At 67.0% G+C, this 14274-nt stretch carries 6 protein-coding genes, 2 rRNA genes and 1 pseudogene; 5 read left to right on the top strand and 4 right to left on the bottom strand.

Annotated elements, in window-relative coordinates; genetic code table 11:
* Positions 1-4 precede the first annotated feature (4 nt).
* A complete protein-coding gene (locus N5I75_RS05155) occupies positions 5-814 on the bottom strand; it encodes a M15 family metallopeptidase (RefSeq protein WP_476674787.1) in 810 nt (269 codons plus the stop codon).
* A 97-nt stretch (positions 815-911) separates the two neighbouring features.
* Between N5I75_RS05155 and N5I75_RS05150 the strand changes: the two genes are divergently transcribed.
* Entirely contained in the window at positions 912-1457 is a 546-nt protein-coding gene (locus N5I75_RS05150) for an NUDIX domain-containing protein (RefSeq protein WP_476674785.1), read from the top strand.
* A 106-nt stretch (positions 1458-1563) separates the two neighbouring features.
* Here N5I75_RS05150 and N5I75_RS05145 read toward each other — a convergent pair.
* Positions 1564-3863, bottom strand: a pseudogene (locus N5I75_RS05145) (glycoside hydrolase family 31 protein).
* Positions 3864-4075: 212 nt separating this feature from the next.
* On the opposite strand from N5I75_RS05145, the gene N5I75_RS05140 reads away from it, so the two are divergent.
* Positions 4076-6049, top strand: a complete 1974-nt coding sequence (locus N5I75_RS05140; RefSeq protein WP_476674783.1) for an acetoacetate--CoA ligase — start codon at positions 4076-4078, stop codon at positions 6047-6049.
* 104 nt (positions 6050-6153) lie between these two features.
* Entirely contained in the window at positions 6154-7053 is a 900-nt protein-coding gene (locus tag N5I75_RS05135) for a hypothetical protein (RefSeq protein WP_476674781.1), read from the top strand.
* 104 nt (positions 7054-7157) lie between these two features.
* On the opposite strand, the gene ptsP is transcribed toward N5I75_RS05135, so the two are convergent.
* Together ptsP and N5I75_RS05125 are read right to left on the bottom strand one after the other, a co-directional pair.
* Entirely contained in the window at positions 7158-8828 is a 1671-nt protein-coding gene (ptsP, locus tag N5I75_RS05130) for a phosphoenolpyruvate--protein phosphotransferase (RefSeq protein ID WP_476674779.1), read from the bottom strand.
* A gap of 78 nt (positions 8829-8906) precedes the next feature.
* A complete protein-coding gene (locus N5I75_RS05125) occupies positions 8907-9356 on the bottom strand; it encodes a PTS sugar transporter subunit IIA (RefSeq protein WP_476674777.1) in 450 nt (149 codons plus the stop codon).
* A 709-nt stretch (positions 9357-10065) separates the two neighbouring features.
* Between N5I75_RS05125 and N5I75_RS05120 the strand changes: the two genes are divergently transcribed.
* Both N5I75_RS05120 and N5I75_RS05115 read left to right on the top strand, forming a co-directional pair.
* Positions 10066-11591: ribosomal RNA gene (locus tag N5I75_RS05120) — 16S ribosomal RNA — on the top strand.
* Between the two features lie 315 nt (positions 11592-11906).
* Positions 11907-14274 (top strand): 23S ribosomal RNA (locus N5I75_RS05115); the annotation flags it as partial.

Below are 14274 nucleotides of genomic sequence, written 5' to 3'. Positions count from 1 at the left end.
CGGTTCACCGCCCCGCGAGCGACCGCCGGGAGACCGGGAAGTCGAAGTAGGTGTCGGGGTGGAGTTCGGGCTTGTACGTGTAGTGCCACCACTCCTCCGGCAGGTTCACGAACCCCTGCCCGGACAGCGCGTTCCGCAGGAGATCCCGGTTGGCCCGCTGCACGCCCTTGATGCGCGGATCGTCCGTGTGCGCCAGTGTGTCGAAACAGTCGAACCCGGTGCCCATGTCCACGGAGTTGTCGGGGAACCGCTCCTTCTCGGGCCCGTAGCAGGCCTTGAGCGGCTCTCCGGGCACGTACGCGCGCGTGGGCCTGGCCGGCAGCTTCACCACGGTCAGATCGACGGTGGAGCCGCGGCTGTGCCCCGACTTCTCGGCGATGTAGCCGTCCGCGAACAGCCGCGTCTTGTCGACCCGCGGATAGAACTCCGCCTTCATCCGCTGGTCGTCCAGGTCCTTGGCCCACCGTACGAAGTGGTCGACGGCCCGCTGCGGCCGGTAGCAGTCGTACACCTTCAGCGAATAACCCTGTTTGCGGAGCCCGAGCTGCGCCTTGTGCAGAGCCTTCGCGGCGGGCCTCGTGAGGATGCACAGGGGCTTCCTGTAGCCGTCGATCGGCTCACCCACGAAGTCGTGCTCCGTGAAGTAGCGCATCTCCTGGATGATCGTGGGATCGACGTCGCTGAGTGCCACGAAGTCCTTGGGCGCCTTCGGTTCGGGCGTGGCGTGCGCGGTCGCCGGGACAGCGGCCGTGCCGAGCAGGGCGGCGGCCGTCATGGCGGCGAACCGGCGAAGAGCGGTGACGGTTGTGGTCATGGCCTTGCGTCTATCAGGAGCCACCCCCTCCGGGGAAGACCGTCCCTGGTGCCATCCGGGGAAGACCGTCCCCAGGTGATCGGATACAGTCCGCGCCGTGTCCGCAGAAACCCACTCCAAGGTCAACCCCGTTCCGGATTCCCACTGTTCGAGCTGTGGAGCCGCTTACGGGGCCGAGGTGCACGGCTGGCCGCGCACCTGCCCGGTATGCACAACCGTCGCCTACCGGAACCCGCTGCCCGTCGCCATCGCCCTGCAGCCCGTGTACGACACGACCGGCACCGCGCTGGTCGTCATCACCCGCACCATCGCCCCCGCGCGCGGAGAGGCCGCTCTGCCGGGCGGCTTCATCGACGACCGCGAGGACTGGCGCCACGCCGTCGTCCGCGAACTGAAGGAGGAGACCGGCATCGACGCGGCCACCCGCGACGTCCGCCTCGTGGACGCCATGAGCGCCCCCGACGGCCACCTCCTGCTCTTCGGCCTCCTCCCCGAACGCCCGGCCGCCCAACTGCCCGCCAGCGCGGCGACGGACGAGACGGAGGGCTGGCACCTCCTGCGCCACCCGGCCGAACTGGCATTCCCGCTGCACACGGTGGCGTCCAAGGCCTGGTTCGAGGGCCGTTACGCACGCCCTCTGTAACGATCCTCTGTAACGGTGCGGGCCCTTGCGGCCCGCACCACGGGGCGCGGCGGCTGTCGTGCCCCGAGTGACCATGTCGAGCCCTCGCCCACGCGCGCGTGCGCCCTCAGAGGCCGCGCACCCGGACGGGGTACGGCGGCGGCTTCCCCTCGCCGCCGTCCCCCTCCACGACCACCCGCCCCTCGCTCCACCGCACGCGGTACCGCTCGGCCTCCGGCTCCTCCCAGCCGTCGCCCACGTCCGGCACGACCAGGCCACCACCCGTACGCCCCAGCTCCGGGGCCCACACCTCCAGCTCGGTCCCGCCGCCCTCACCGCGTACGGGCACCAGCGCGCCCGCGCGCGCGAGCACCGGAATCCGTGCCGGGGGAGCGTCGACCCGCACCAGCCCGGGGCCGTCGAACGCCGTGCCGGTCGCCGTGTCGTACCACCGCCCCTCCGGCAGGCGTACGCCCCTGCGTTCGGCCCCGGGCTCCAGCACAGGGGCCACGAGCAGACAGTCGCCGAGCAGGAAGGCGTCCCCGCAGTCCCGCAGACGCCGGTCCTCCGGCGCCGCCCACCACAAGGGCCGCACATACGGAGCACCCGTCCGCCGGGCCACCTGCGCGAGCGACAGGAAGTACGGCAAAAGGCGGCGCCGCTCCCACAGCGCCACGCGCGCGTGGGCGAGCGCCTCGTCCCCGAAGTCCCACGGCTCCCGCCGCCCCGCCCGCGACGCGGCACGTGTACAGAACAGCGGCAGGTACGCGCCCAGCTGGACCCGGCGCACGAACAGTTCCGGCGACGGGTCTCCGAGGTCGCCCACGTCCGACCCCGCGTACGGGACTCCGCACAGCCCCCATCCGATCACCAGCGACAGCACGGCCCGCAGCCCGGGCCAGCCGGACGGCACGTCGTCATCTCCGCACCACACCCCGCCGTAGCGCTGCATGCCCACCCAGCCGCCCCGGGAGACCACGAACGGCCGCTCGCGCATGCCCAGTTCGCGCAACCCGTCGTACGCGGCCCGGGCCATGCACAGGGCGTACATGTTGTGCGCCTCGCGATGGTCGCCGCCTCGTCCTTCGAGCGCGTGCCGGGCCGAGCGGGGCATGGAAGCGGGCCCGTCGTGCCAGAAACCGCTGAAGCCCTGCGCCCGCCGTTCCTCGTAGAGGCTGCCCCACCACTTCCGGACCCCCTCCGCCGTGAAGTCCGGGTACACCGCCTCCACCGACCGCACGCGCCCACGCACACGGCGCCCCGACGCATCACGCACATAGGCATCGACAGCCCGCCCGCTGTCGAACACCGCATTGCCGTCCACGGCCTCCACCTGAGGGTTGACCCCGCCCACCAGCCGGACGCCGTCCGCCCGCAGCTCATCGGCAAGCCGGGGCTCCACACCCGGCCGCGCCCCGGGACGGCAGACCTCACATGCACGGCCGTCAACGGAAGGCGACGCTTCATGAAGCCGGTGACGACCTGGCGCACTTCCTCCTCGCCGCCATCGAGATCCCCGCGCGCGTAGTGGTGCCCCAGTGCCCATGGCGACGGCATCGCCGGAGCCCCCGTCAGCCGTGTCCACGTATGCAGCACGCGCGCGGGCGTGCCCACCACCACCCAGCACCGCAACGGGCCGCCCATCCGCAGCTCGCTGGTGCCGGGCCGGTCGTGTCCCGACCCCGCGCCCTCGCGCCCCTCCCGCAGCTTCACCGTGCCGCCCCACGTGCTGTCGTGGAACACCAGATGCGTGCCCGCGTCCGCCACGACCAGCTGCACCGGCACCGTGACGGACGACGCGTCGCCCGCCGGGCCGGGCGCACCGCCCACGTCGCTGTTCCACAGGGCATACGTCCCGTCCCGCAACCGTGGACCCGACATCCGCCCCCCGAGCCCGAAGAACCGCGCGTCCGCCGCCACCTCCGACCGCTGCACCCACCGGGACTCCCCGCCACCCACCGGCTCCCACCACCGCGGCGGCAACGCACGCCGCAACAGCACACCACCGGGCGTGCACACCGTGACGGCACCGTGCCGCGACACCGCCACGGTCGCCCGCTCGGACACCACCCGCCAGCCGCCGTCCTTGTCCGGCTCCAGAACGGCCCGCGCATCCGTCTCGGGACACCGCCCCGCCACACCGTAGGACGGCGTCGGCTCGGCCCCGTCCCACCCCAGAAACACCGCACCGCTCACCGTCACCCTGACCAGCAGTCGCGACCGGTCGAACCGCACCACGCCACCACCCGGCGCGGGCTCCGCCCCGACCACGCACCCCGGCACCCGCGCCCGCTCCGGACCCCGGCGGGCGAGGCCCGCGGAATCCGCCCGGCGCCGCCGCCACGCCGCCCCCACGGCCAGCACCCCCTGGACCGGCCCCAACAGGGAGGACACCTTCACCGAGCGCACCAGACCACCACCGTCCATGCCGCTCACCTTGCCACTCGCCGACCCGCGCGCGTGCCGCGTTCAACTCCCGTTCACCCGTGGCCGCCGCACATCCTCACGAGCCGCACTGTGTGGCGGACGCCCTGGTGCCGCAATCGATCACGTGGCATCGTCCTTTCAGCCGCGTCACGCGCACACCCCAGCCCGTGCGCGCACAGACGCACACGCCGCGTACTTCCAGGAGCCGCACCATGACCACAGCGAACCCCTCGCCGCTCTGGCAGCCCGGACCGCAGCAGATCGCCGACGCGCGGATCACCCGGTTCCATGCCTGGGCCGCCGACCGGTACGGAGCACCCGCGGAGGGTGGCTACGAGGCGCTGCACCGCTGGTCGGTCACCGAGCTCGACACTTTCTGGAAGGCCGTCACCGACTTCTTCGAGGTGCGCTTCACCCACCCCTACACGCGCGTACTGGGCGACCGCGCCATGCCCGGCGCCGAATGGTTCCCCGGCGCCACCCTGAACTACGCGGCGCACGCACTGCGTACCGCCGACGACCCCGCGCGCGCGGACACCCCCGCCATCCTCCACGTGGACGAGACGCACGAGCAGCACCCGGTCACCTGGGCCGAGCTGCGCGGGCAGGTCGGCTCGCTCGCCGCGGAACTGCGCGCCCTGGGCGTCCGCCCCGGCGATCGCGTCAGCGGCTACCTGCCCAACATCCCCGAAGCCGTCGTCGCCCTCCTGGCCAGCGCCGCCGTCGGCGCCGTGTGGACCTCGTGCGCGCCCGACTTCGGCGCCCGCAGCGTCCTCGACCGCTTCCAGCAGGTCGAGCCCGTCGTCCTCTTCACCGTCGACGGCTACCGCTACGGAGGCAAGGAGCACGACCGCCGCGACACCGTGGCGGAACTCCGCGCCAAACTGCCCTCCTTGCGCGCGGTGGTGCACATTCCCCTGCTGGGCACCGAGGCACCACAAGGCGCCCTGGAATGGTCCGCCCTCACCTCCGCAGACGTGGCACCCGTCTACGAAGAAGTGCCCTTCGACCACCCGCTCTGGGTGCTCTACTCCTCAGGTACCACCGGCCTGCCCAAGGCCATCGTCCAGTCGCAGGGCGGCATCCTCGTCGAGCACCTCAAACAGCTCGGCCTGCACTGCGACCTTGGCCCCGACGACCGGTTCTTCTGGTACACGTCCACCGGCTGGATGATGTGGAACTTCCTCGTCTCCGGACTCCTGACGGGCACCACGATCGTCACGTACGACGGCAGCCCCGGCTTCCCCGACACCGGCGCGCAGTGGTCCGTCGCGGAACGCACCGGAGCGACCCTGTACGGCACCTCCGCCGCGTACGTCATGGCCTGCCGCAAGGCCGGCGTCCACCCTTCCCGTGACTACGACCTCGCGCGCGTGAAGTGCGTCGCCACGACCGGCTCCCCGCTCCCGCCCGACGGTTTCCGCTGGCTCCACGACGAGGTCCGCGCCGACCTGTGGATCGCCTCCGTCAGCGGCGGCACCGACGTCTGCTCCTGCTTCGCGGGCGCCGTGCCCACCCTCCCCGTCCACATCGGCGAGCTCCAGGCCCCCAGCCTCGGCACGGACCTGCGCGCCTGGGACCCCGACGGCCACGACCTCATCGACGAGGTCGGCGAACTCGTCGTCACCAACCCCATGCCGTCCATGCCGATCCGCTTCTGGAACGACCCCGACGGCAGCCGCTACCACGACAGCTACTTCGACACCTACCCCGGCGTCTGGCGCCACGGCGACTGGATCACCGTCACCTCCCGCGGCTCCGTCGTCATCCACGGCCGCTCCGACTCGACCCTCAACCGGCAGGGCGTCCGCATGGGCTCCGCCGACATCTACGAGGCCGTGGAACGCCTCCCCGAGATCCGCGAGTCCCTCGTCATCGGCCTCGAACAGCCCGACGGCGACTACTGGATGCCCCTCTTCGTCCACCTCACCCCCGGCGCCGCCCTCGACGACGACCTGCGCGCCCGCATCAAGCAGACCATCCGGGAACAGCTCTCCCCGAGGCACGTACCCGACGAGATCGTCGAAGCCCCCGGCGTCCCGCACACCCTGACCGGCAAGCGCATCGAGGTCCCGGTCAAGCGCCTCCTCCAGGGCACTCCACTGGAGAAGGCCGTCAACCCCGGCTCCATCGACAACCTCGAACTGCTCCGGTTCTACGAGGAGATCGCCCGCAAGCGAGCCTGACGGCCGGGCGGCGTCCGGCCGGGCGGTGCCCGCCCCAGGGCCGTTGTCAGTGGTGACGATTACTCTGAGTGAGCATTGATCGACGCGCGTACTCAGGGGGAACCATGACGGACACTCAGCACGGCCGGACGACCAGCACACGCACCGTGCTGCGCCGCGAGATCGCGGGCACCATCGGCCTCCTGGCCGACGAACACGACTTCACGCGGATGCGGCGCTACCGCAGCTTCACCTTCGACGACCACACGGTGTACCTGCGGCAGGTCGAATCCCTGCTCAAATCGCTGGCCGCGGCGGGCGGCCATACCACCGTCGCCCTCTTCGACCCCGACGAGTACGCCGAGTTCTGCGCGGGTGCGGGCCTCGAACCCGACACCCCGACCAGCCGCACCCGCTTCACCGCGGAACTGGCGTCGACGGGCCCCTCGCTGCCGTACGAAGGACAGCCCCTCGCCGTCCTCGTCCCCCGGCTCGTCGAAGAAGCAGTACGCCAAGCGACCTGGGAGTACGCCTCCTCCGTCCTCGCCCGCACCGGCCCCTGCCCGGCCTGCGGCGAGGACATCGGCCGCACCGCCTTCGCCCGCGCCTCGTACCTGGTGGCCCGAGCCATCGACACCATCGGCGAAGGCCTCCACCACTGGGTGTGCAGCGTCCCCACCGGACAGCAGATGCTGCTCGCCGTACTGCACATCGACGCCACCGCATCCGACACCGTCCGGCTCGACGAGACCTCGGCGATGGAGCTGACGACCGTACTGGCCCTCGCCCTCGTCACCGACAGCCCCTGCGCCCTGGTCGTCCGCACCACCACGCCCGACAGCGACCGCGTCTATGGCTGGCGCCTGAAGAACAAGCGCCTCCAGCAGCTCCCCGCCGCCCAGGTCTTCGACGCGTACTGCACCGACGCGGCCTCGGGCGAGCTGACCGCACCCGAGCCCGGCGTCGAGTACTGCACCGCGCCCGAGGTGGACGACCCCGTCCCGGAGAGCGGCCACTGCCACTGACGGCAAGGGAGCAGTGCGTCCGCGGACAACGCTGAGGGGCGCCCCACCCGAAGGTGAAGCGCCCCTCAGCAAACCCTGGCCCGGACCGGGCCAGGGCTGTGCGGCTACTCGCCGGACAGCACGGCCTGCGCGGCGGCACGCGCCTCGTCGGCGGAGTCCGCGGCGCGGGCGGCAGCCGCCGCCCGCTCGCACTGCGCCAGCGTGTGCTTGCCGAGCGTCGCGCGGACGTACGGGATCGAGGCCGCACCCATGGAGAGGGAGGTGACACCCAGACCGGTCAGCACACAGGCGAGGAGCGGGTCGGACGCGGCCTCACCGCAGACACCACAGCTCTTGCCCTCGGCCTTCGCCGCCTCGGCGGACAGCGCGACGAGGTCGAGCAGCGCGGGCTGCCACGGGTCCTGCAGCCGCGACACGGCACCGACCTGACGGTCGGCCGCGAAGGTGTACTGGGCCAGGTCGTTGGTGCCGAGCGAAAGGAACTCGACCTCCTGCAGCACCGAGCGGGCACGCAGCGCGGCGGACGGAATCTCGACCATCGCACCGAACTTGGCCTGCAGACCGGCCTCGCGGCAGGCGTCGGCGAACGCCTTGGCGTCGGACCGGTCGGCGACCATCGGGGCCATGACCTCGAGGTAGACCGGCAGACCCTCGGCAGCCTTCGCCAGCGCGGTCAGCTGCGTCCGCAGCACCTCGGGGTGGTCGAGGAGGGAGCGCAGACCACGCACGCCCAGCGCCGGGTTGGGCTCGTCGGCCGGGGTCAGGAAGTCCAGCGGCTTGTCGGCGCCGGCGTCCAGCACCCGCACGACGACCCGGCCCTCGGGGAACGCTTCGAGGACCTGGCGGTACGCCTCGACCTGCTTCTCCTCGGACGGCGCTTGCTTGCTGTCGTCCAGGAAGAGGAATTCGGTACGGAAGAGACCGACACCCTCGGCGCCGGCTTCGACGGCGGCGGGGACGTCCGCAGGACCGCCGATGTTGGCGAGCAGCGGCACCTTGTGCCCGTCCGACGTGGCGCCGGGGCCGGTCGAGGCCGACAGCGCGGCCTTGCGCTCGGCGGCCGATGCCTCGAGGGCGGCCCGCTTCTCCGGCGTCGGGTCCACGAAGATCTCACCCGTGCTGCCGTCGACAGCGACGACGGTGCCCTCCGCCAGCTCACCCGCGCCGGGCAGCGCCACGACCGCGGGCACACCGAGAGCGCGCGCGAGGATGGCGCTGTGGCTGGTCGGCCCGCCCTCCTCGGTCACGAAGCCGAGGACGAGCGCGGGGTCGAGGAGCGCGGTGTCGGCGGGCGCCAGGTCACGCGCGATGAGGACGTACGGCTTGTCGCTGTCCGGCACGCCGGGCATGGGAACCCCCAGCAGACGGGCGACGATACGATTCCGCACATCGTCGAGGTCCGCGACGCGGCCCGCCATGTACTCGCCGGCGCCCGCGAGAAGCTCGCGGTAGTGCGAGAAGGCGTCGTAGATGCCGCGCTCCGCCGAGCTGCCGACCGTGATCCGACGGTCGACGTCGGCGATCAGCTCCGGATCCTGCGCGATCATGGCCTGGGCCTCGAGAACCATCTGCGCCTCGCCACCTGCCAGATTGCCGCGGGCGATCAGGTCGGCCGCGACAGCCTCGACGGCCTGGCGGGCGCGCCCCTGTTCGCGCTCGGCCTCCTCCGCCGGAATCTGCTTGGCCGGCGGCTCAAGCACCGCGGTCCCCATGTGCCGGACCTCGCCGATGGCCACACCGTGGCTCACACCGACGCCGCGAAGCGTTGTCTCCATCTCACCGTCTCCGATAGTGCGGCGGCCGAGCCGCCGCGTTGGTTGTGCTGCTGCCGGGCGTCCGCGTACGGACGTCCGTCACTTCCAGCTGAAGAGAGCGTCCCCAGCCGCGACGTCGCCATCTTCGACGACGTCCGACAGCGACTCGGCGCTGGCCTCGAGCGCGACGATCGGGCACACCGGCGACTTGCCGGCCTCCTCGACCGCGGCCGGGTTCCAGCGGACGACGGCCTGGCCGCGCTGCACGGTGTCACCCTTGTTGACGAGCAGCTCGAAGCCCTCGCCGTTGAGCTGGACGGTGTCGATACCCAGGTGCGTCAGCACACCGTGCCCCTGGTCGTCCACGACGACGAAGGCGTGCGGGTGCAGGGACACGACGATGCCGTCCACGGGGGCGACGGCCTCGGAGGGCTCACGGACGGGGTCGATGGCGGTGCCGGGGCCGACCATGGCGCCGGAGAACACCGGGTCAGGAACAGCGGAGAGCCCGATGGCGCGTCCAGCAAGAGGGGACGACACACTGGTCATGGCAAGCCTCCAAGGGGGCGGAGATTCTTGAGCGCCGTCACTGTTGTGCTGGACGGCGTACTGTGCAAGGGCGTACTGTTCAGAAGCGTAAGTCATAAAAAGTCCCGGTTCCGCACCAGAGGTACCGGTTGGCTGACGTAGGGGCGCCCGGCAAACGATTTGCGCCGCACCCTGACCCCCATGTACTGTCGTATCCCTGCCTGGGGCAGACCGACGCCTCCGAGCGTCCATCGGCCCGGCAGCCTCTATCAAGTCAACCTTAACTTTGCTCGGCTTCTGCATGTCCGCAGATGCCTGGTCAGAGGGCCGGAAAAACACTGATAGAGTTTCGGCACCGCCGGAAGGAAAACCGCGAAAAGCGGAATTCCGAAAAGCGGAACCAAGCAGTACCAGCAAGACCCCGAGAAAATCGGATCGGAAAGATCTGATAGAGTCGGAAACGCAAGACAGCAAGACCGAAGGGAAGCGCCCGGAGGAAAGCCACGAGAGAGTCTCTCGGGTGAGTACAAAGGAAGCGTCCGTTCCTTGAGAACTCAACAGCGTGCCAAAAGTCAACGCCAGATATGTTGATTACCCCGTCTCCGGCCGTCATCTGATGGTTGGGGCGAGGTTCCTTTGAAACAAAACACAGCGAGGACGCTGTGACCGGACGGGACTATTCCTCCCGCCCGGTCCGCTCTCGTGGTGTCACCGGGATATCCCGGAAACATTCACGGAGAGTTTGATCCTGGCTCAGGACGAACGCTGGCGGCGTGCTTAACACATGCAAGTCGAACGATGAACCACTTCCGTGGGGATTAGTGGCGAACGGGTGAGTAACACGTGGGCAATCTGCCCTTCACTCTGGGACAAGCCCTGGAAACGGGGTCTAATACCGGATAACACTTCCGTCCTCCTGGACGGTGGTTAAAAGCTCCGGCGGTGAAGGATGAGCCCGCGGCCTATCAGCTTGTTGGTGAGGTAATGGCTCACCAAGGCGACGACGGGTAGCCGGCCTGAGAGGGCGACCGGCCACACTGGGACTGAGACACGGCCCAGACTCCTACGGGAGGCAGCAGTGGGGAATATTGCACAATGGGCGAAAGCCTGATGCAGCGACGCCGCGTGAGGGATGACGGCCTTCGGGTTGTAAACCTCTTTCAGCAGGGAAGAAGCGAAAGTGACGGTACCTGCAGAAGAAGCGCCGGCTAACTACGTGCCAGCAGCCGCGGTAATACGTAGGGCGCAAGCGTTGTCCGGAATTATTGGGCGTAAAGAGCTCGTAGGCGGCTTGTCACGTCGGTTGTGAAAGCCCGGGGCTTAACCCCGGGTCTGCAGTCGATACGGGCAGGCTAGAGTGTGGTAGGGGAGATCGGAATTCCTGGTGTAGCGGTGAAATGCGCAGATATCAGGAGGAACACCGGTGGCGAAGGCGGATCTCTGGGCCATTACTGACGCTGAGGAGCGAAAGCGTGGGGAGCGAACAGGATTAGATACCCTGGTAGTCCACGCCGTAAACGGTGGGAACTAGGTGTTGGCGACATTCCACGTCGTCGGTGCCGCAGCTAACGCATTAAGTTCCCCGCCTGGGGAGTACGGCCGCAAGGCTAAAACTCAAAGGAATTGACGGGGGCCCGCACAAGCAGCGGAGCATGTGGCTTAATTCGACGCAACGCGAAGAACCTTACCAAGGCTTGACATACACCGGAAAACCCTGGAGACAGGGTCCCCCTTGTGGTCGGTGTACAGGTGGTGCATGGCTGTCGTCAGCTCGTGTCGTGAGATGTTGGGTTAAGTCCCGCAACGAGCGCAACCCTTGTTCTGTGTTGCCAGCATGCCCTTCGGGGTGATGGGGACTCACAGGAGACCGCCGGGGTCAACTCGGAGGAAGGTGGGGACGACGTCAAGTCATCATGCCCCTTATGTCTTGGGCTGCACACGTGCTACAATGGCCGATACAATGAGCTGCGATACCGCAAGGTGGAGCGAATCTCAAAAAGTCGGTCTCAGTTCGGATTGGGGTCTGCAACTCGACCCCATGAAGTTGGAGTTGCTAGTAATCGCAGATCAGCATTGCTGCGGTGAATACGTTCCCGGGCCTTGTACACACCGCCCGTCACGTCACGAAAGTCGGTAACACCCGAAGCCGGTGGCCCAACCCCTTGTGGGAGGGAGCTGTCGAAGGTGGGACTGGCGATTGGGACGAAGTCGTAACAAGGTAGCCGTACCGGAAGGTGCGGCTGGATCACCTCCTTTCTAAGGAGCACTTCTTACTCGGACTTGTCCGGGTCAGAGGCCAGTACATCGGCGCACGTTCGATGCTGGTTGCTCATGGGTGGAACGTTGACTATTCGATCTGGTTGTCGGGTCGGAGGCTGTGAGTACTGCCCCTCGGGGCGTGGAAAGCATGATCTCCGGACGGGACCGGGTCGGGCACGCTGTTGGGTATCTGAAGGTACGGCCGAGTACGGCTGCCTTCAGTGCCGGCCCCAGTGCACTCGAATCTACTGGTTCGGGGTGATGGGTGGTTGGTCGTTGTTTGAGAACTGCACAGTGGACGCGAGCATCTGTGGCCAAGTTTTTAAGGGCGCACGGTGGATGCCTTGGCACCAGGAACCGATGAAGGACGTGGGAGGCCACGATAGTCCCCGGGGAGTCGTCAACCAGGCTTTGATCCGGGGGTTTCCGAATGGGGAAACCCGGCAGTCGTCATGGGCTGTCACCCGCTGCTGAACACATAGGCAGTGTGGAGGGAACGCGGGGAAGTGAAACATCTCAGTACCCGCAGGAAGAGAAAACAACCGTGATTCCGGGAGTAGTGGCGAGCGAAACTGGATGAGGCCAAACCTACGACGTGTGAGACCCGGCAGGGGTTGCGTCGTGGGGGTTGTGGGATCTCTCTTCTGTCGTCTGCCGGCGACAGGACGAGTCAGAAACCGTTGATGTAGGCGAAGGACATGCGAAAGGTCCGGCGTAGAGGGTAAGACCCCCGTAGTCGAAACGTCAGCGGCTCGTTTGAGAGACACCCAAGTAGCACGGGGCCCGAGAAATCCCGTGTGAATCTGGCGGGACCACCCGTTAAGCCTAAATATTCCCTGGTGACCGATAGCGGATAGTACCGTGAGGGAATGGTGAAAAGTACCGCGGGAGCGGAGTGAAATAGTACCTGAAACCGTGTGCCTACAAGCCGTGGGAGCGTCGCGCAAGGAACTTGTTCCTTGCGTCGTGACTGCGTGCCTTTTGAAGAATGAGCCTGCGAGTTTGCGGTGTGTTGCGAGGTTAACCCGTGTGGGGAAGCCGTAGCGAAAGCGAGTCCGAACAGGGCGACATAGTAGCGCGCTCAAGACCCGAAGCGGAGTGATCTAGCCATGGGCAGGTTGAAGCGGAGGTAAGACTTCGTGGAGGACCGAACCCACCAGGGTTGAAAACCTGGGGGATGACCTGTGGTTAGGGGTGAAAGGCCAATCAAACTCCGTGATAGCTGGTTCTCCCCGAAATGCATTTAGGTGCAGCGTCGTGTGTTTCTTGCCGGAGGTAGAGCACTGGATAGGCGATGGGCCCTACCGGGTTACTGACCTTAGCCAAACTCCGAATGCCGGTAAGTGAGAGCGCGGCAGTGAGACTGTGGGGGATAAGCTCCATGGTCGAGAGGGAAACAGCCCAGAGCATCGACTAAGGCCCCTAAGCGTACGCTAAGTGGGAAAGGATGTGGAGTCGCACAGACAACCAGGAGGTTGGCTTAGAAGCAGCCACCCTTGAAAGAGTGCGTAATAGCTCACTGGTCTAGTGATTCCGCGCCGACAATGTAGCGGGGCTCAAGCGTACCGCCGAAGTCGTGTCATTCAGCAACAGCCCAACGGCGTATGGATGGGTAGGGGAGCGTCGTGTGCCGGGTGAAGCCGCAGCGGAAGCTAGTGGTGGACGGTTCACGAGTGAGAATGCAGGCATGAGTAGCGATACACACGTGAGAAACGTGTGCGCCGATTGACTAAGGGTTCCTGGGTCAAGCTGATCTGCCCAGGGTAAGTCGGGACCTAAGGCGAGGCCGACAGGCGTAGTCGATGGATAACCGGTTGATATTCCGGTACCCGCTGTGAAGCGTCAAACATCGAATCCAGTGATGCTAAGGCCGTGAAGCCGTTCCGGACCCTTCGGGGAAATGGAAAGTGGTGGAGCCGCCGGCCCGATCTGGTAGTAGGTGAGTGATGGGGTGACGCAGGAAGGTAGTCCAGCCCGGGCGGTGGTTGTCCCGGGGTAAGGGTGTAGGCCGTGATAGGTAAATCCGTCGCACATGAGGCTGAGACCTGATGCCGAGCCGATTGTGGTGAAGTGGATGATCCTATGCTGTCGAGAAAAGCCTCTAGCGAGTTTCATGGCGGCCCGTACCCTAAACCGACTCAGGTGGTCAGGTAGAGAATACCGAGGCGTTCGGGTGAACTATGGTTAAGGAACTCGGCAAAATGCCCCCGTAACTTCGGGAGAAGGGGGGCCATCACCGGTGATGACATTTACTGTCTGAGCTGGGGGTGGCCGCAGAGACCAGCGAGAAGCGACTGTTTACTAAAAACACAGGTCCGTGCGAAGCCGTAAGGCGATGTATACGGACTGACGCCTGCCCGGTGCTGGAACGTTAAGGGGACCGGTTAGTGCACTTTCGGGTGTGCGAAGCTGAGAACTTAAGCGCCAGTAAACGGCGGTGGTAACTATAACCATCCTAAGGTAGCGAAATTCCTTGTCGGGTAAGTTCCGACCTGCACGAATGGCGTAACGACTTCTCGACTGTCTCAACCATAGGCCCGGTGAAATTGCACTACGAGTAAAGATGCTCGTTTCGCGCAGCAGGACGGAAAGACCCGGGACCTTTACTACAGTTTGATATTGGTGTTCGGTTCGGCTTGTGTAGGATAGGTGGGAGACTGTGAACTCTGGACGCCAGTTC

The sequence above is a fragment of the Streptomyces sp. R818 genome, assembly GCF_056172735.1.
Note: the sequence above shows the minus strand (reverse complement) of the source record. Positions and strands in the feature narration are given on the sequence as shown.

Excerpts from the sequence above, each read along its gene's own strand:
- N5I75_RS05155 (WP_476674787.1), bottom strand. The coding sequence starts at position 814 with ATGACCACAACCGTCACCGCTCTTCGCCGGTTCGCCGCCATGACGGCC.
- N5I75_RS05125 (WP_476674777.1), bottom strand. The coding sequence starts at position 9,356 with ATGACCAGTGTGTCGTCCCCTCTTGCTGGACGCGCCATCGGGCTCTCC.
- N5I75_RS05140 (WP_476674783.1), top strand. The coding sequence starts at position 4,076 with ATGACCACAGCGAACCCCTCGCCGCTCTGGCAGCCCGGACCGCAGCAG.
- N5I75_RS05135 (WP_476674781.1), top strand. The coding sequence starts at position 6,154 with ATGACGGACACTCAGCACGGCCGGACGACCAGCACACGCACCGTGCTG.
- ptsP (WP_476674779.1), bottom strand. The coding sequence starts at position 8,828 with ATGGAGACAACGCTTCGCGGCGTCGGTGTGAGCCACGGTGTGGCCATC.